The organism is Larkinella punicea (assembly GCF_003334855.1).
GTDB classification, from domain to species: Bacteria; Bacteroidota; Bacteroidia; order Cytophagales; family Spirosomataceae; genus Larkinella; species Larkinella punicea.
The window spans coordinates 54,952-74,539 of sequence record NZ_QOWE01000028.1; the positions used below are offsets into that span (position 1 = coordinate 54,952).

Genomic DNA, 19,588 nt, shown 5'->3' on the forward strand with positions numbered 1-19,588 from the left:
CGAAACAAGAATTTACGAACTGATAATCAGATCGTACCGGTTGCAAAGCTGCTGATTTCGACCAAAATTGGCGCGTAATCCCGCCCGTTTGGGGAGTTACTAAAACGATACGCCTGCACAACAACAGAAACAGCCCTGCAACGGGCGACAACCAGCGGGTGCCGCCCGTTGCAGGGCTGTTTCTGTTCACTCAAAATCCGATGAATCCGTGTCTTTGCCGGGTTTTTGACCGGTTTATAAAACCGCCTTTATTTGAACAGGGGCGCGTGGATTTCCCGCAATGTCTCAATCGGAATCTTGATAATTTCCCGGTCGTAGGTCAGCAGGCCGTTGACCTCGCCTTCCACATCCGTCGTTTGGGTATACACCGCTGCCGAAACGCCGTTCTTCTGGTACATTTCCACCATTTTGGCGTATTTGGTGCGATACGCCTTCAGAACCGCATCTTTATCTTGATAGGTCTGGTAGCCCCAGTTCCGTTTGCCGGGGTCCCACAAATGTCCGGTAATCGGCCAGCCGATGCCGCCGAACTCACCGACGACAATCACCCGGTCTTTTTTGGGTTCCGGCACATTGGGCACTTCTTCATAGGTGTGAATGTCGAAGAAATCGCCCGCGCCCAGGTCAGACCAGCCGCTGGCGGCATTGACCAACCGGCTGGGATCAAGTGCTTTCACCCAATCCGCCAGCCGAACATTGTCATACTGGCCCCAGCCTTCGTTGTGTACCACCCAGGTCACAATGCTGGGGTGATTGTGCAGGCGGTTCATCATCCGGCGTAGTTCCAGTTCAAACTGCTCCTTGCCTTTCGACCGGCGCAACGGTTCGACAACCTCCTGACGACCCATATCCTGGCCGCTCAAAAAACCGGACGGCATGTCCTGCCAAACCAGCAAACCCAGCCGGTCGCAGTGGTAATAATACCGGTCGGGTTCCACCTTGATGTGTTTCCGCAGCATATTGAAACCGGATTTTTTCAGAAAATCCAGTTCAAAAACCATCGCTTCGTCCGACGGAGGTGTCAGCAAACTCCCCGGCCACCAGCCCTGATCGAGCGGACCGTTCTGGAATACCGGTTTGTTATTCAGCAACATCATGGGCTGCCCGGCGATCTTGCCCGGCCCCATCGACATTTTCCGCATCGCGAAATAACTCGTCACGGCATCGACGGCATTGCCCGTTACCTCGGCTTTGGCATAAGCCGACCGCTCGGCGTCGTTGTGACGCGGGCGGTTGCGGTTTTCGGCTCCGGGAAAGGGGTCTTTCACCGTCACCAGTTCCGCTTTCAGGTTGTAGAGAAACGGACTGTCGGGCGACCAAAGTTTCGGATTTTTGATGGGCAGATAGGCCACCCGCCCCGACCGAACCAGCAGACTCGCAACGGTTTGGGTTCCGTCCAGCGCCGTTAACCGGATGGCGCTCGTTGGGTTGGTGAGGGGTCGGTTTAGCAGCACTTCCACCCGCAACCGGCTGGAATCCAGCTCCGGGGTGAGCCGAACTTCTTCAATGTAAGCCGGGTTGGGAACTGGTTCGAGCCAGACGGTTTGCCAAATGCCCGACACCGGGGTATACCAGATGCCTCTGGGGTCGAACACCTGTTTACCGCGTGGCTGTTCACCGTCGGTGGTGGGGTCCGTCACACCCAGAACCAGTTGATTTTGACCCGATTTCAGAAAATCCGTGATATCGAATTCAAACGCATCCGAGCCGCCGACGTGCGATCCGACCAAACCGCCGTTGACCCACAGATTGCATTCGTAATCCACCGCACCAAAATGCAGCAACACCCGCTGCCCGTTCCAGTCGGTGGGGATCGTCACATTCCGGCGATACCACAGCCGTTGATCCGATTTGAGTGATTTCGTTACTTTCGAAAGCGTTGATTCCACGCAGAAAGGCACCAGAATTTGCCCGTCGAAATTGGCGGGCTGGCCTTCGGTTTTGGACCGGATGGCGTATTCCCACATTCCGTTCAGGTTCTGCCAATTGGCCCGCACCAGTTGCGGACGCGGGTAGTCGCGCCAGGCGTTTTCGGGCGTCACCTGTTTTTCCCAGCGACTCAGAATGGCCGCCGTGGCCGGGCCGGTTGCATTGGTTTGCGCCCGAACAGACGGAAGGAGAACTACGCCAAAAAGCGCACAGCACAGAAAGATATCAAAGGAACGTCGAATTGGGTGTTTCATGGATGTAGGGTAATTTCTTCACGAACTTCTTCTCCAAAAGCTTCGTGAGGTAACGACCTACTTCTTTCGAAATAAAACCCCGTTCCAATGACCAGAACCCCGTTTATTGAATCCTGTAATTGATAAATAGAAATCGGTATTCAAAATGATTTCAATAGCCCACGGTTTTAACCGGAGGATGACGGGGTAAAAAATGGACGGCTAATAACCGTTTTAACGGTTTCTGGATTTTAAACCGTTAAAACGGTTATTGATGCTGGATGTTTCTTCGAGGTCCCACGATTGAAATCGTGGGCTGGTATTTTTGAATTTATGGTTCATTCCAGCCCTATTTTTTCCCTCCGCCCAAGGTCGCCGGATTGCCCGCAGCCATGCCTTCCACCAGCGTTCCCAATCGGTCGCTCAGCGTTTGGATGGCTTTCTTGTAGCGGGCTTCCAGATCGGGCAGGTTGGCGGTCGATTTCAGGGAAGCTTCGTAGAGCAGGCCCGGCAACATCCACGACGCGTATCCGCTGTTCGGGTCCGAGGAGGCATATAACGAGCGATACCACGACCCGAACGCCATGCCTTTGGGGTCGATAAACGACTGCTCCAGTTGCCGCATGGTCTTGTTCAGTTCGGCCAGTTTGTCGGTGCGACCCGCCTGCAAATAATTCTGGCGGGCGGTTTCGGCGGCTTCAGCATTCTTTTTCAGATCGACCACCGCCGTCAGCAACGGTTCAATGGAATAGGTCGGCGCATAGGCTTTGATGGCTTTTTCGGCGGCTTTCAAATGAGTCGAAAGATCGTTGGCATAGCGCACCAGATCGTAGGGCAGCACGTCGGCATTGGCCAGCCGCAACGTCATGGTTCCCACCACCTGCTCCACCATCGGCCCCATTTTGTAAGTCGGATCGGCAAATTTATCGTAGAAAAACAGGTCGTCGTAGGACGAATGGTAGAGCGTCGGCCCACCCGTTCCGGCGTTCAGCGACGGAATGCCGACGTGCATGTAGGGCGCAATGTGATCCGAACCACCGCCCAGGTTGCCGATAACCGGCTCGTTGACGACCGTAGCCGGTGCCGATGAGGCAATGCCGACGGTGCTGCCACCCCGGCGACCGCCCTGCGCTAGCCAATGCTCATAGACGGTTTTGTTGGAATCGGGGTATTGAACAGCCTGCGTGGCTTCAATCAGAATCTTTTTCAGAGACGGCGACGCGCTGGCCCCGAAATTCCGGCCCGATACGGCGGCATCATAATTCATGTAGGCAACGGCTTTCTGCGTCAGTTCATCCCGAAACTGCTCCGCCCATTCCGCCGAGCCGATAACGCCGAACTCTTCGGCATCCCAGTGCGCTATTTTGATCGTCCGCCGGGGTTTTTGACCGGTTTTTGCCAGTTTGCCCAACGATTCGGTTAGGCTCAGCAACATCGCCGTGCCGCTGTTGGGATCGGTGGCTCCGAACGACCAGGCGTCGTAATGGCAACCGGCAATGATCCATTCGTCGGGAAATTCCGTTCCGACCATCGTCCCGACCACTTCATAAATCCGGGTAATGGCTTTTTCCTGCTTCACCATCAGCCGCACTTTCAGGGCCGAACCGCCTTCCAGACGGTACGTAAACGGCAAGCCGCCCTGCCAGCCCGTCGGAACGGCTTTGCTGCCCGTCATGCGTTTCAGAATTTCGGTGGCCGAACCGTACGGAATGGGCGTCACCGGAATGGTGTGCAGGGCAACATCCTTTGGATCGAGCCGTTTGATTTTGGTTTTTCCGTCGATCGGCAGCGCGGGTTCGCCGGGTGTCAGTGGGTCACCGGTGTACGGAACCGTCAGCAGCGATCCGCGCTGAATGACGCTCTCGCTGGGTTGTGGCCCTTCCGGAAACGTCAGTCCTTTCGTATACCCGTTGTCGGCCGGATCGGTGTAAATAATGACCCCGGCGGCTCCGGCGGCCTGGGCAAACAGGGCTTTGTAGCCCCGGAAATTACCGCCATAACGCGCCATGACGATTTTTCCCTGCACCGAAATGCCCATCGCCTTCAGTTGCTCGAAGTCTTCCTTGCGTCCGTAGTTGGCGTAAACGATTTCCGCTGTCACATCGCCCGAACCGGAATAGGCATTCCAGCCCGGCATCAGGCGCGGGTCTTTGGCGTATTTGTCCTCCGCAAAAAGATACTCCCGAATGTTCAGCGGCTGGCGAATGGGTTCTACCAGTTCGACGGCAATTTCGCCCGGACCTTTCGGCAAATAAATGTCGTGCGGGTAAATATCGACCTGCCAGCCCGCTTTCCGCATGGTTTCGGCAATGTAGTCCCGAACCTTCTCATTTTCAGGCGTTCCGGCCACGTGGGGCACACTGCTCAGCATTTCGAGGTGCTTTTTGAAAGCCGCCGACGACTGGTGTTTCTTGAATTCGGCTTCCGCTTTTTCCTCAGTGGCCTGACGAGCGGGGGTAAAACCGGTAAACTTTTGGGCCTGTGCCGCGGTCAGACTCAACGCCAGCCAAAGCACTGAGCAAACGGAGTTGTGTTTCATAGATGAGCAGGTTGTTCAGGTTAACAGGCCTAAAAGTTACAGAATAGTTGGCAAAAATCGTTTTTGGCCGAATATTTTCCGGTTTTTATTATACAATAACTACTTTAGTGAATTGAAACCACCGATGAAACCGCCCATGAAACCACCGTTTACCCGTTCCGTCCTTTCCTTCCTGCTTTTTGTCGGCCCACTGGTGGCATTCGCTCAACCGAATCCGGCGAACGGATTATACCGGCAAACGAGCGATGTTCATCATCTGCTGACGAACTATGAAGCCGATCGGGGCAGTCTCAGCCGGTTTTACACGCTTGAAAATTCGCCCGAACGGCGGGAGCGTTTCAAGACGTTTCACACCGATTACCTGCGGCAATTGCAGCAACTGGATTTTGACCGGATGAACACCGACAGCCGGGTGGATTATCTGCTGTTTCAACGAAATCTGAAGAAAGCGCTTCAGGAATTAACGGACGAAGAACGAGAGGTTAACCAGACCAAAGACTGGTTTCCGTTTGCCGACAAAATCTACGCACTGGAAAAATTCCGTCGGCGCGGAATGCCGTTGGTGGCCGAGCAGGTAGCTGCGGACCTGAACACTATTGGGAAACAAATTTTAACGGTTCGGAAGGTGGTTGAGAAAACCGAGAAGATCGAACCAGCGCAGGCCCGGCGCGCCGAAGGAACCGCCAAAGGCTTGCAGGCCGCCCTGAAAAGCGTCTTTACGTTCTACAATGCCTACGACCCGCAGTTTAGCTGGTGGGTACCGGAACCCTACCGAAAAACCGACAGCTTGCTGACGACGTATACGGCTTTGCTGGCTAAAAAAGTCACAGAAGCGGCCCCGGCCAAAGACGACGGCAGCGGTATTTCGGGCATTGCCGTGGGCCGTGACGAACTCCTCCGGCAGCTTCAGTTTGAACTCATTCCATATTCGCCGGAAGAACTGGTCGACATTGCCAACCGCGAATTTGCGTGGTGCGACCGGGAGTTGCTGAAAGCCTCGCAGGAAATGGGGTTTGGCACGGACTGGAAAGCTGCCCAGGAAAAAGTCAAAAATACCGCCGTCCCGACCGGCAAACAGCCGGAACTGATCTTACGTCTGTACGATGAATCCATTGCGTTCCTGAAAAAAAACGACCTGGTAACCATTCCGCCCATCGCCGAAGAAACCTGGCGGATGAACATGATGGCAGCCGCCCGGCAGAAAGTATCGCCCTTTTTCCTGGGGGGCGAATCCATCCTGATTTCGTATCCGACGAACACCATGGAACACGAGGATAAGCTGATGAGTATGCGGGGCAACAATCCGCATTTCTCCCGCTCGACGGTTCATCACGAACTCATTGCCGGACACCATCTCCAGGGGTTTATGAACAACCGGCACAAGACCTACCGCAATTTCGACACGCCGTTCTGGACGGAAGGCTGGGCCTTATACTGGGAAATGATTCTGTGGGACATGAAGTTTCCGCAGTCGCCCGAAGACCGGATCGGGATGCTGTTCTGGCGGATGCACCGCTGCGCCCGCATCATTTTTTCGCTGAATTACCACCTCGGCAAATGGTCCCCGCAGCAGTGCATCGACTTTCTGGTGGACCGGGTTGGCCACGAGCGCGCCAATGCCGAGGGCGAAGTGCGCCGTTCGTTCGTGGGCGGCTATCCCCCGCTCTACCAACTGGCTTACATGACGGGCGGTTTTCAGTTTTACGGCCTGAAAAAGGAATTCGTGGACAGTAAAAAGATGACCTACAAGCAATTCCACGACGCCATTTTGCAGCTCAACGCCATGCCGGTCGAAATGATCCGGGCCATTCTGACCAATCAGAAACTGAGCAAAGATTTCAAGACCTCCTGGCGGTTTTATGAGAAAGACGGGAAGTAAACGGTTTTGTGGTTCAGACAGACAGTCTTACGGCTTTTTCGGAACAATCAGGAAAGGGTAGCTAAATGATCCGATGGTGGTTTCGGGGAACCCGGTTTCGGCAACGGACGACCGGGCCATCACCTGAGCCCGGCCAAATAGTATTTCCAGCACATTGTTGACGCCCCTCATGCTCAAATTGCCCCGTTCACGCATTTTAATGACATTACGCAGGTCAAATTTTTCGAGGGATGCCAGCACTTTGAACGTCTCGCTTCCGTAGGGCGCAGAAATTGCCACACGGCTCGGAATGATCAGGCTTTGCTTCGGCTCAAGTCGGTATTGGTCGGGCGTATCGGGCGTGTTCGGTCGGGGAAAAATAACCGACACCAGGCCGTCGGGTTGAATGTCGATCACGGAATAATAGACCGGTAAATCGCCTGCATTGATCATGCGCACCGAGATCCAACCCGGCGGCAACGCCAGCAACCCATTCTGAAGAAACGGCTCCCGGCTGGTGGTATCGTTGGCGTCGCGGCTTTGGGGTTTGTTGGGAAGGATTTCCATCCGAACGTCGATACCGGGATACGACGGGTTGAAATTTTGCAGAAATTTGGCCTGTACATAATCCTGAATCCGGAGACTCACCCTTTCTGCCCCGCCCGGTTCATCCAGCCTTATCAAGTCGCCAAATTGCGTTCCGTCAGACGTTCGCTTCACGGCCACCCGCGAAAATCCCGCGGAATCGCGCTGGCAGAGTTGCAAGTCGGGCGTCGTCCGGTCAAATTTCACCAGCGGCAGTTTAGCCAATGAAGCTTGCATCTGTTGTCGCAAGGCGGGTCGCGGCAGGCTGTCGAGACTAACCCGAACCGTCAGATCGCCAAAAGTCCGTTCCTGCAGAAACACCCAGTATTCACTCTCCAGACCCGGAGGAAGCGGTTTGGCCAGGTTGATGGTCGTCGAAAACAGCGTACCGGTCGTTACGGTGCCCGAAACCGCCTTCGTTGCCATCGCGGGATTTTGGGTTCCGGCCGGGCAAACGCGGACGGTTGTTCCGGGATAAATCATTTCCAACCGCCCCGCCGGAATGGTCAACTGGCGCCGGTTTTCGGCCATTTCGCTGAGGGTGTAATAGGGCTGCTGCTCCACCACCTGCCCCCCAAACAGTTGCCGGTCCACATCCCCTTCCACTTCGGGGTGCTGACTCTTGCCCATGCGCAGCAACTCCGTGACAATCCGGTTAAATAATAACCGGTAGGTCTCCCCCGGCCGAAGGTTCGTCATCGATCGGGTGAAAGCGTAGGAGAGTGATCCGGCGGGCATTTTGGTCGCCGTAATGCACTCCTGATTGACTTCGTTTGCCCGGGCCGCCGAGATCACGACGTAGGGTGCCATATCGGTCTGGCTGGCGGGGCGGTTGTAGGTCGCAGCCAAAAAAGGACGCGTTTTTTGCGCAACCGGAGGGGCGGTTTTGGTTTTATGATTTGCCAGATACATCGTTTTTTTGTTGCCGCGTACGAGGAACGGGCCATCGTTTCCGCGCGTAATGGTGCCGGAATGACAGGCATCGGCAATCAGCAGGACGTCGCCACCGACCCCTAGTTTGGTACGGAGCCGGTTGATGGATTCGCCCAGATCTTCATCGCGCAGGTGCTGGCTTCCGTCATACGCTGCAAACTCACCGGTTGTATCGCTCGGTGCGCCGTAACACACAATGGCTTCGTCGAGGGCATCCAGTTCGTCGCTGTCATTATCATTAATCTGCTGGCCGTGGCTGGAGAAATGAATGACCACAATATCCCCTTTCTGGCTATGGGCAATCAGGGTGTCTACGGCCGCCAGAATACCCTTCCGGGTCGCTTTGTCGTCGCGCAGCACGACGATGTCCGTAAAATTTTGCCGTTTCAGCGCTCCCTGAATCAGCAACACATCGTTGGCCGAATTGATATCCGGCCAGTCGGTGTTGCCCCGGTTTTTGTTGGTTTCGTTCGGGTAGTCGCCAATGGCTACAATGAGCGCTCGTTTGGTCTGGGCCAGCGCGGGCGTCGTTGCCAGCACCAACGTAGCTAAAACCGCCAGAACCGAATACGGGATAAATGGAGGCAGGATAGGCATAGAGAACACGACTTGGATTGAGAGACTGTATTTAGTGGGTTATTCCGAAAACCGGGGAAAAAGTAACAGGTGAGAACGACCGAAATGGGTTAAGAGTAGCGGTTTTATTTCTTTTCCGGGCAATAGGTTCGGATCAAGTTCATAAACCCGGTGTCCGGTTTGATGGGATCAAAATCGGGATTGGTCAGAATGACGCTGGCATCGGTGCCGAAGCCTTGTTTAAAGGCTTTCTCCAAGTGGGGTAACGCTTCTCTGGTGTTGCCCTGCCGCGCAAACCAGCGGGCATAAAAATAGGGCGCTTCCCACAGATTGACTGTGGCTATTTTTTCGAGCCGTTGCCCCCACTGCCAGGCTTCGGCATACCGGTTTTGGCGCATGACGGCAACGGCTAAGGTCTGCGTAGCCCGCACATTGACGGAGTCCAGGCGCAACGCGGCTCTGGCTTCGGTTTCACCTGCGACGGCATCACCCGATCGGACCAAAGCCACCATTAACTGTAAACGATAACTGATATCCTTGGGCTTTAATCGAATGGCTTCCCGGAAAGAGGAGATGGCTTTGGCGGGTTGATTTAAATCGATGTAGGCCAATCCAATCTGGGACAAATAATAATCGTTGAACTTGCTTTCAGGTTGTTCAGTTATCGCTTTCCTATTCCAAAGAATGGATTGTAGATGCTGTTTCCGGGCAAATAAAACTTTTCCTAACATGCCATAAGTTGTCGCTAGCCGGGCCCTTACGACAGAATCACGACGGGCGGCTACGGGATAAGCAATTGTGTCGACAGCGATTACGCGACTGGCCATCTCGAAAACCAGGTCTGGTTTGCTCAGATTGTAGCCATCATAGAAGTATAATTTAGCCGCTTCAAATGCATACTTGACATTTGTACTGTCCAAATCGGAAGCCCGTCGATAAGCCTCGGCGGATGATTTATATTGCTTAGCAAGCATGTGGATATTTCCGATTGCAAAATAGCTCTTCGCATTTTTAGGATTCAGCCGAATCGCTTCAGTATAAGCAGCTAGTGCCTGAGAATATTTTTTTTCTTCGTAATAGATAGCACCGGGCACGATCCAGACGCCTTCGTCGGTAGGTGTGAGTTTTTGAAGGCGTTCACACAGTGCTATAATTTCGGTCCAATTTCTCTTTTGAAACACCAAACTCTTTGCCAGGCCAGCCAGATTGGTTGGATCGTTGGGGTTCAGCGTATCCGCCCTGCGGTAGGCCTTTTCAGCGGCTGCATAGTCTTTCCGGATTTCATAAAGAAGGCCAAAGGCTTGCTGAATAAGAGCCTTATCGATGCCGTTTAGCGAGTCGGCACGCACCAAACTAAGTCTAGCCTGTGTAGTATCCTTGAGTGCAATGCAAATCACTCCTATAAAATAGTGCGTTTCAGCAATAGACGGGTTACTCCGAACTGCTCGCTGGGCCAGCGGTAAAGCCGCCCGGAAATTTTGGCGATCAAATTCAACGATGCATTTAACAAACAGCCCTGCGAAATTTCCTGGATTCCAACGTAGACTTTCTTCGGCACTTTCATTCGCTTGGCGCAAATCGGCAGGTTCCTTTGTTGTCTCATACCGTTTATAATACTGTAACCCCCGGTAAGAATGAGCTACCCCCAAAGCAGGATTCAACCGAATGACCTGTTCAATTGCAGCGATGCTTTCATTTATTTTCTTCTGATCTGAAAAAATCAAACTGAGTTCCAAATACGCTTCAGCGTCGGTCGAATCCGTTTTTAGTAGTTTTCGTAATTGACTGATGGCCAGATCATATTGTCTGGTATTTTCGAGTAACCGAACTAAGTCCAGCCCCCCCTCTCGTTTGCTATTTCCAGTAGACTGCCGTTGATATTCCGCCAACGCTTTTTTTCGGTACATTTCCACCTGCTTTTCATCGCCCAATAGACGAAAAATATCGGCTAATGCAGCATGAATGCCCAAGTCGTTAGGGTCAATTTGACGAGCCTGTTCAAAGCAAAGCCGTGCTTTTTGTAACTGGTGCCGAATTTTATACTGATGACCGAGAGACTGCAATACGGGTGAGCTATTGGGTACTAATTCACGGCATTTTTCCAGATAAAATAACATTGAATCGATTTGAGTTAGGATTAGATTAGCGTGGCTCATCTCCCAATAGGTGTAAGGAATATTCGGCTCTAAACGAGCCGATTCGCGAAAGCGAGAAATAGCCAATAGGGTCAGGCTATCGCTGGTATCCTGCCGTTTGCTAATCAGAAGCCGTTTCCCCTCCAGAAAAAACCGCCGGGCCTTTAGGTTCGGAATCAGGTTATGATTATTCCCCAACAGCACAATAGAGGTATCGATTTCAGCCATGGCGGAGTCGAGTTGGCCGGTGGGCATAGGCGGCTCATAATCTCGGATCACCCGCAGCAAAGGGCGTAACAACCCTTCCGTGCGGACTTGCAGCGCTGCCACCAGGTTTCGCGTCATCAGTCCCCGCAATTTAGCATTGTTGCGGGCGGGCAGTTGCCGCAGGTAATCCAGTGCCGACTGCCCGGCGGGGTGCAGCAGATGCCGGGCGGTGAGGGCTTGCTCAAACTGCTTATAGACCCGCTGCGTGGTCGAGTCGAGGCCCCGGAGCAAGTCGGCTTCAAAGCCCTTGGTTTGGGTGGTCGTCAACAACGAATAGTCGCGGGTTTTGCGCTGTTGATAAACCCGCAACGAATCGGAATTGACGGTTCCGATGGACATATCGCCCTCGCCACCCAGCAGTTCCGGATGCTGGACGTGGGGTCTGGCGGTTTTGGGCACGGTGGTTTTCAGGTACACCTCCAGTTCCGATTTGGTGACGATACGATCCTTGTCGCTGTCGGCCATGCCCATCAGGCCATCGACCAGACAGTAGGAAAACAACCCCCGGCCGTTGCCGAATTCAACCCCTTCGATGGCCAGTTCACCCGGTTCGCAGGACAGAATTTTGACCTGCCCCGCCCACTCCTTGCCCAGACCCAGCATCGTCCGGCTTTGGCCCACACTCCCGCCCATCAGGGCAAACGCCCCCGACCGGCAGGCATCAGCCACAAACACCACTTCGGCTCCGGCTGCGGTCAGTTCGTCGAGCCAGCGTTTCATCTCCCGCAGGTAACACTTGTCGAAGGTTGCATTATAGTCCTGGCGGGAAGCTCCGTAGAGCATCAGCATGGCGTTTTCGGCACTGTCGGTGCGGGTTTCGATGTCACCGTGTCCGGCAAAATAGACATACACCCGATCACCGGTTTTCACCTTTTTTTTGACCGTTGTCAGGGCGTCGGTCAGGTTGATGAGGGTCGCCTGCCGGTTGACTAGTGTTTCGACCTGCGACGCGGGTACGCCCGCTGACCGGACGAGGTAATCGGCAAAAACGAGCGCGTCCCGATCCGCAAACCGCAGCGACGGCAGGAACTGGTAGGTCGAAATTCCCACCACCACACCGTAGGCCGTCGTGCCGACGCCAGATGCCGTCTGAGCCGTCTCGGCCTTGCCGCCCCGGTTGGTAGACGGTGGCTGGGCGAAGACGGAAGTAATCAAGAGCCAAAAAATGCAGGATTGAAGGAGCAGAGAAAGTCGGGTGAGCATAGCGCAAATGCTGGTCTTTTTTGATTATTCCGTTGATGCTTAAGAAAGTAACAAAACCACAAAATTGATTTTACGCTGAATCAGACGCCTTACTCCACCAGCACAAAAGCCGCCCACTTGAACGGCTCCTTCGGATGCCGCGTCCGCATTTGGCTTTGGGCATAGTCGTAGGCTGCGGGGACAGAACCTTTTTTGAGTAATTGACCGTAAAAGAGGGTCATGTATTCGGCGGTTTCCTGGTCCGACACCCGCCACAGGCTCATCAGCAGATACCGCGCTCCCGCCATCTTCACCGCCCGTTGCAGGCCATATACCCCTTCACTACCCCGTACCTGCCCCAGCCCCGTTTCGCAGGCACTCAACACCACCAGTTCCGTGCCGCGCAGGTTCAGATTCGACAATTCGTAAGCGGTCAGAATGCCGTCATCGACGCCCTCGATGGGTGTGCCTCCTTTCCAGACGTAGTTGGCTCCGGCCATCACCAGCCCCGACCGCAGCAGCGGATTCTCCGAAAACTGAAACCGACTCCGGTCGTCGCTGGCATCAGCCAGCCGTTTAGCAGCCTCTCGTTCTTTTCTGGCTTTTTCGGATAATTCTCTCACGTCGATCGTAATGTTGTCGCCCGGAGGAATCTCGATGACATTTTGCGGTACTGGAGGGGGAGGAAAGAAAAAACCGTGGGTGGCAATGTGTAACACGGAAGGAGCCCGGCCCGACAACGCTTTTACACTGCCTTCGGTGGCGGCTTCGCGATTCAGGAAGGTCGTATGGGCAGGCGGTAACAGCCGGCGCAGGGCATCGATTTCAATTTGAGTGCCGGGCAAATAATCCCAGGCCTTAACTATTTTATTGTCAATTGATTGATCTATTTTCTGGCTCGAAGACCTACCCTTGTTAGCATCATACGTAATGCCACCATACAGACTGGTTTTAAATGATTTTTCAGCGAAGGGCCGTTCGATCTGTGCATTGCGCAGGGCCACCACGCGGGTACTCCCCACCTCCCGAATCTGGAAACGATCGGCCATGCGCTGGTTCGTATCGGCTGGGTAAGGCAAGGCTGCCAGTGCAATCTGGTGCAACCGCCCGGCGGGGGACACATAGACGGTTTTTACGCCCTGCAACAGCGAATCGAGGGGTTGCCAGATCAACCGGGAAAGGGCTCGTCCCCGGGCTAACTGCGTTTTGTCGTTTCCCCTTTCGGCCACACCGCCCCGGTACAGGTCGTTGATCTGAGCGGGCGATTCGGTATCGGTAATGAGAAGTTCATCAAGATCTCCTTCTTTCCCCAAATGTATGAACTTGGGATGGCGATAGCCCGGCCGCAACACCAAGGCTGCGTAAACGATGCCGCGAATACCCGGTGCGTATTTGTTGTGATAAAAATCGTAAACAACAAATTCAATCGCAGCTTCATCGTTACCAAGGGCTCGTTGAACCTCTGGCCACTCCATTTTCAGCACGTTGAACGATTCACGGTATTCGGGCAATCGCATCACAAGCTGTTGCTCCAGTCCATCCGATAAGCGTTGTAACGAGTCGACGCCCCGCTGTTGGCGAAGCGGTACGGTAAGCTGGCGATTGAGGAGTTCCTGCGTGTCCCGGTGCCGTGTTAGTAAGCGGACGGTTGCCGTATCCTTGATTTGACCCAACAAGCGATTAAATTGCTGACCAGCCATGAGTCCTATCCCTTTACTCAGTAGTAAATCATTGTAACTCTGATCGATAAGAGAGACATCGCGGGTTTGCCTGGCGAGAGAATACGTGAAATCTTTGCGATCAAACTGCAGTTGAAATTGGATCAACGCTTTTTCACTGAGGATCGTACTGTTTTTTAGAAGCTGGTTTTTATACTGTTGCCGGGTCTCAATAAGCAGGGATGCGGCTTTCTTGAATTCGCGGGTTTCTTCATACAAATCGGCCAGTTCATACTGGATTTCGGCATAGTCCGGGTGCCATTTCCCCAGCACTTTCTCCGTGTTTTTTAGGGCTTCCAAATACAATTCAAGGGCGGGTTGATATTGCCTCCTGCCTTTGTACAAAGTAGCAAGGCGCACCTGGATAGCGATGTAATCAGGATGCATTTTCCCCTGAAACTTTTCACTAACGGTCAGAGATTCCTGCAGCAAAGAAAGGGCTTTGTCATATTGACCATCTTCTTTATAAAAATAAGCTCGCTTTAGTAATGAATTGACGTAAGCAGTGTGTTCTTTCCCAAGCACAGCTTCCCGAATCCGCTGACTTTCTTTTAATAATGAATCGGCCTCTGTGTGAAGCCCTCTTCCCTTGTACTGGCTAGCGATGTCAGCCAATGTCGTGGCATAATGATCCTGTCCCAGGTTGCTGTTTTTTATAACCGCTAAAACTTCTTTATACAATTTTAAAGCTTCATCACTTTTGCCCATTTCGTTATATAAACTGGCCAGGTTATGTAGTGTTGTTACATACAAAAAATGTTGTTTTCCTAAAATTTCTTCCTGAATCTTCAGGCAATCTAAAAATAGGGGGAGCGCTTTATCGAATTGGCCCATTTTGTCATACAAAACAGCCAGATTATTCAGTGTAGAGGTATAATCAGGATCTCGTTTCAGTCCTACTCTCTCCTGAATCGTTTTACACTCAATATACAACGGCAGCGCTTTATCGTACTCCCCCTTCTGTTCATAACTATGAGCCATGTTGTTACACAAGAGGGCGTAGGAAGGATGAATATTGCCAAAAACCCGCCCCCCAATCGACAAAGCTTCTTTGCAAGTCTCCAACGATTTGTCGTACCTATCTAGATTATCGTAAACAGTAGACAGACCGGCTAAAATGCTGACATAAGTCCGGGTTTCTTTTCCTACTGCTCTTTCACAAATACCCAGTGCTTCTAAACCCAGTGATAATGCTTTATCGTAATGCCCCATACCCCTTTCCAACACCGCTATGTCGTTCACCATAACGGCGTACAATCCATCCGTTTGGCTAACGGTTTGGGCGTAAATCGCACGTCTTAGTTCCGCAAAATAAGCCGCTAGATCATACCTGCCCTTTTTATTATACTCCCTTGACATTACCCCGATCAACCCTAGATATCGTTCACTGTATTTTTTATAATCCGGATGTGTCGGCTGCAATCGCAATCCCTTATAAATTAAAAATCCGGCCACAGGGGCTTTTTTCTGATCCAATGCCAATACGAGTGCATTGTCGTTAGTTACCTTCAAATCTGCCCCTCGTTCAGCCAGATAAGTCAGTATCGCCAAATGGCCATTAAAAGCCGCCCACTCCACCGGTGTCCAGCCGTCATTCTTACCGGTTTCAGGATTAAATTCCGGCCCGTTTATAGGTAATTTCAGCGTTTCGAGCAAATACCGCAGCAGAGGCAACTTGTTCAGTCCGGCGGCCAGGCCCGTCAGGCTCCCGTAGTAAGAACTGGTGTCGGCAGAAATGATGCCCCGGCACTCGGTTTTGGCTCCGCGTTGTACCAGAAGCTTCACCACGGCAGTATCGGCTTTAAAACACGCCCACATCAGGGGAGTGGCCCCCAATGAGTCGGTGGCATTCGGATTAGCTCCGGCCTTGAGAGCGGTTTGCACCCCGGCGGGGTTGTTCTGGCGGATGGCGGTTAGCAGACGCGGGTCAATCTGAGCCTGCACCAGCAGCGGCATCAACAAAAAAAGAAGTCCGAATCGACCTGACCGGGAAAGTGTTGGCATACAAACAGGATTTTCATCTATATTCGCCAATTCGGTGAAATAGTAACATCAAAACGCTGTTTTTTTTGATCCGCCATTCTTTTCTGCCGCTCCGAGCCTGGCTGCTGCTTTTACTTGCCCCGCTGGGGATGCTCCCTGCCCTGGCGCAGTCGGCAGAGGCTCTGCAACGGGAGGGCAACGCCATCTACCGCACCGAGCCCGCCAAAGCCCTCCGGCTCTTCGGTCAGGCGCGGCAACTGGCGCTCCGGCACAAACAAGCCGACCTTGCCGCCAACATCCGCGTGGACGAAGCCACGGTGTATAACGTGATGTACGATAACTACCAGCAGTCGACCACGATTTGCCGGGCCGGGCTGCAACTAAGCCCGCTGGCCGACAGCACCCGGTTTAAACTCTGGGCCAGTTTGGGTGAGTTGTACCACCTGCGAAACCGCCCCGACTCGCTGAACTGGTTCTGGCAACGCGCCAACGCCCTGCTGACGGCCCGGCACGCCCTCGAACGGGAAACACCTGCCTACGTAGCTGTATTCTGGAGTAACCAGGGTATGGCTTACCTGGAACAAGGCGACTACCGACGGGCTGAAACCTGTTTTCAGAAACGGCTCCTGCTACTGGCCAACCAGAATACCCTTACCCGTCAGGCCATCGCTGAAAATCAGTTCGCTTATTTCTACCTCCAAACAAACCAGCCTGCTCTCGCTGACTCGCTCTTTCGCGCATCGCTACAACATTACACCGCTCCGGATCTCACGCGGGGATGGTTACTGCTGGGTCTGATTGAGTGTCGATTACACCAAAAGCGGACCGATTCGGTCTTGCTGTTCGTGCGTGAAGCGAGGCAATGCGTACGACGGGCGGGGGCCGATGGAGCCGAACTGGCTGCTTACCTCAATCAGTCGCTGGGTAAGTACCGGGAACAAAAAAACCAGCTAGTCAGGGCAAAGGGTTTGTTTGCCCGGTCGTTGGTAATGAGCCAACGGCTGGCGGCATCGTACCGGTTACAGTGGCGTGGTTTGATGGCGATGAGTCGGATTGCCCGGCAGCAGAACGACCTGCCCGGCGCACTGGCCTTTGCCCAGCGGGCTATCCAGCAGGCCAGCATCCGGTTTCAAAGCGCCGACCTGAGCCAGAATCCCGCCCCCGGTGATTTTTTAAATGGACCTGACCTCTTCGAATCGCTTTGTCAGAAAGCCCGCTTGCTCCGATCGGCGGGAGAAATCCCCAACCACCTGCGCCTGGCCGACCAAACTTTTGAGCGGGCCTTTGCCCTCAGCGACCTGTTGCAGGGGTCATACAGTTCAGAACTGACCAAATTATTTGTGCAGGAAAAACTCCGCCCAGCCTATCGCGAAGCCGTCGCTGTCGCCTACGCCCGTTACCGGCAGCAGCCCGACCCCGCCACGCTCGCAACCTTGCTGCACCGGCAGGAACAGGGCAACGCGTCGGTTTTGCACGAACTGCTCCAAACATTGCAAAAACCGTATGCCAACGCGCCCCCGCACCTGATTGAAGCTCTGCAACAGGCCAAAAGTCGGTTATCGGAGGCCAAAACCGTCTGGGTCGAACGTAATCAGGCGGGTGTACAGCAATCCATTGATCCTGACCTGGTCAACGCCGAACTGGCCTGGAGCCGCGCCTACCAGAAGCTACAGCCCTACAGTCGGCATCTCCCCACGCAACCCAATGAACTAAAGCACCTGCAAAGCCGCCTGGATCGCCAAACCGCCTTCTTACAGTACAGCCTTACGCCCGACTCACTGCTGCTGACGGTGGTGAAGGCGAATACGGTTCGGGTGCAGTTGTTGCCCATTAGCGGAGCCGACCTGAACCGGCTGAGTGTCCTCCTCCGGCGCGAAGCCTACCGCAATCCCGATCCGTTTCAATACGCCGGTCAGGCCACGGCGCGGGCCTTGTTCGAGCGGCTCCTGGGTCCCGTCTGGACGGATTTACAAGGCATCACCCGACTGATGATCGTGCGCGACGGGCCGCTGCACTACGTTCCCTTTGAGGTGCTGGAAACGGGCCTTCGCCCGGATGATTACCTGCTGCGCTATGCTGCCATCACCTACGCGTACGCGATGAACCGGGTAGCCGAAGGCCAGGGATCTCGCCCGGACGGGAATCCATCGGTGCTGAGTATGGCGCCATTTGCCGTAACAAAAACCGCCCTGGCAACCGTTCGGCAATGGGGCTACGAACCTCTGGCGGGGTCAGATGTTGAAGCCGAGGTGTTGTCGGGAACCCATTCAACGGCAAACAACGCCAGCAAAAGCACTTTTCTGGCCCTGCTTCCCCAACACCAGTTGCTGCACCTGGCCACCCATGCCGAAGCCAGCGATACCGACCCCGGTAATTCCAACATTGCGTTTTTCCCCGCCGATTCGTCGCACCGGCTCTATGCCCACGAACTGGATTTACTGGATTTGCGGCACATCCGGTTGGCGGTGCTGAGTGCCTGCCGCACCGGAAGCGGCCAATTCCACGAGGGCGAAGGACTCCTGAGCCTCAGCCGGGCTTTCGCTTCTGCCGGTTGCCCGCAGGTGATCACCTCGCTCTGGAATGCCAACGACGGTACCACGGCGACCCTGACACGACTGTTTTATGAAGAACTCCGGCGCGGCCAACCGACGGATGTAGCCTTGCAACAGGCCAAGCTCCGGTTTCTGACGATGCAGGCGACGGCCGGCGCATTTACCCCACCGCATTTTTGGGCTCACCTGATCCTGATGGGCAACCACCAGCCCGTTTACCCAGGCACGTCCGGGTGGCTCTGGAGCTGGCTGGGATTTGGCATTACGGTTTTTCTGGGTTTTTCTACGTATATATTATACCGTTACTATCAATTACACTAAGGTGCCAGTTTTTTCCAGCGAATTTGCCACCAGACCTTCCAGCGATCGGTTCGATTGATGGGATACACCGGCTCCCCTGACTGGTCGAGCAACTGAAACGTCGCATCGGCATTGTCGGGCTGGTTGTTCAGAAGATACGCGTTCAGCAAGTGCCACTGCACCGCCTGCCGGAAATACGGCCGCAGGCTGTCGGCCCGCGACAGCGTCTCCAGCGAGGGAATGGCCATTTCGGGTTGCCCATTGGCCAGAAACGCCTGCGCATCGAAAAAGTCGCGGTAAAACGCCCGCTGCCGGGGGGTCAGGTCGGTCTCCTGCAAATCGTCGCCCGACGCCCGGTAGCGTTGGGTTAGCGTCACGTCGTCGCGGTAGCTTTGCAGATCAACCCGGTCGAAGGTCAGGTACGCCAGTCCCAACCCGATCAAAACCATTCCGCTCACCACGACCCGCCCCAGGCGCCACCGGCGGAGTGGCTGGCGGTGCGCCAATTCGTGCCGGACGGTTTTCCGAACGGTATGTTCCAAACTTAAGATCCTCAGGGCCTCATCGGCGGTTTGCAGCCGGAGAGCGGTTTCCCGAAAGTCGGCATCGCGGGCCAGTTCCTGTTCAAAAACCAGCCGCTCGGCAGCCGGTAATTTGTTCTGGTAGTAGGCTTCGATCCATTCCCATTGTTGTACTTGATCGGTTGGTCGCATAACAGATGTGGTTTGTGGGGAGCGGGCCGAAGCCCTTGCTCCTGGTGTTTTTAGTCAATCATCCGTTCGGAATCAGAACGGTTTC

The 19,588-nt window shown here is 54.1% G+C and carries 8 protein-coding genes; 2 read left to right on the top strand and 6 right to left on the bottom strand.

Annotation, left to right across the window (positions count from 1 at the left end):
- Positions 1 to 248 precede the first annotated feature (248 nt).
- Entirely contained in the window at positions 249 to 2,183 is a 1,935-nt protein-coding gene (locus DUE52_RS27110; RefSeq protein WP_229312330.1) for a glycoside hydrolase family 2 protein, read from the bottom strand.
- A gap of 328 nt (positions 2,184 to 2,511) precedes the next feature.
- A complete protein-coding gene (locus DUE52_RS27115) occupies positions 2,512 to 4,701 on the bottom strand; it encodes a M28 family peptidase (RefSeq protein ID WP_114409225.1) in 2,190 nt (729 codons plus the stop codon).
- A gap of 136 nt (positions 4,702 to 4,837) precedes the next feature.
- On the opposite strand from DUE52_RS27115, the gene DUE52_RS27120 reads away from it, so the two are divergent.
- Positions 4,838 to 6,580 (top strand): DUF885 family protein, encoded by a 1,743-nt coding sequence (locus DUE52_RS27120; protein WP_114409263.1) that lies wholly within the window; start codon positions 4,838 to 4,840, stop codon positions 6,578 to 6,580.
- A 27-nt stretch (positions 6,581 to 6,607) separates the two neighbouring features.
- Here the strand turns inward: DUE52_RS27120 and DUE52_RS27125 are convergent, their stop codons facing one another.
- The 3 genes from DUE52_RS27125 to DUE52_RS27135 form a co-directional block, all read right to left on the bottom strand.
- Complete coding sequence (locus DUE52_RS27125; RefSeq protein ID WP_114409226.1) at positions 6,608 to 8,674, bottom strand: caspase family protein; 2,067 nt, start codon at positions 8,672 to 8,674, stop codon at positions 6,608 to 6,610.
- Between the two features lie 104 nt (positions 8,675 to 8,778).
- Positions 8,779 to 12,210, bottom strand: coding sequence for a tetratricopeptide repeat protein (locus tag DUE52_RS27130; RefSeq protein WP_165841047.1), 3,432 nt, complete (start codon positions 12,208 to 12,210; stop codon positions 8,779 to 8,781).
- 137 nt (positions 12,211 to 12,347) lie between these two features.
- Positions 12,348 to 15,959, bottom strand: coding sequence for a tetratricopeptide repeat protein (locus DUE52_RS27135; RefSeq protein WP_114409228.1), 3,612 nt, complete (start codon positions 15,957 to 15,959; stop codon positions 12,348 to 12,350).
- Between the two features lie 65 nt (positions 15,960 to 16,024).
- Between DUE52_RS27135 and DUE52_RS27140 the strand changes: the two genes are divergently transcribed.
- Positions 16,025 to 18,811 carry a CHAT domain-containing tetratricopeptide repeat protein gene (locus DUE52_RS27140; RefSeq protein WP_114409229.1) on the top strand — a complete coding sequence of 929 codons (2,787 nt, stop codon included), beginning with the start codon at positions 16,025 to 16,027 and terminating at the stop codon, positions 18,809 to 18,811.
- Here DUE52_RS27140 and DUE52_RS27145 read toward each other — a convergent pair.
- On the bottom strand, positions 18,808 to 19,503 hold the full coding sequence (locus DUE52_RS27145; RefSeq protein ID WP_114409230.1) for a hypothetical protein: 696 nt from the start codon (positions 19,501 to 19,503) through the stop codon (positions 18,808 to 18,810). The two genes, DUE52_RS27140 and DUE52_RS27145, sit on opposite strands and share 4 nt — an antisense overlap.
- Between the last annotated feature and the right edge of the window lie 85 nt (positions 19,504 to 19,588).

Coding starts and splice junctions, on each gene's coding strand:
- DUE52_RS27110 (WP_229312330.1), bottom strand. CDS start 2,183: ATGAAACACCCAATTCGACGTTCCTTTGATATCTTTCTGTGCTGTGCG.
- DUE52_RS27115 (WP_114409225.1), bottom strand. CDS start 4,701: ATGAAACACAACTCCGTTTGCTCAGTGCTTTGGCTGGCGTTGAGTCTG.
- DUE52_RS27120 (WP_114409263.1), top strand. CDS start 4,838: ATGAAACCACCGTTTACCCGTTCCGTCCTTTCCTTCCTGCTTTTTGTC.
- DUE52_RS27125 (WP_114409226.1), bottom strand. CDS start 8,674: ATGCCTATCCTGCCTCCATTTATCCCGTATTCGGTTCTGGCGGTTTTA.
- DUE52_RS27135 (WP_114409228.1), bottom strand. CDS start 15,959: ATGCCAACACTTTCCCGGTCAGGTCGATTCGGACTTCTTTTTTTGTTG.
- DUE52_RS27145 (WP_114409230.1), bottom strand. CDS start 19,503: ATGCGACCAACCGATCAAGTACAACAATGGGAATGGATCGAAGCCTAC.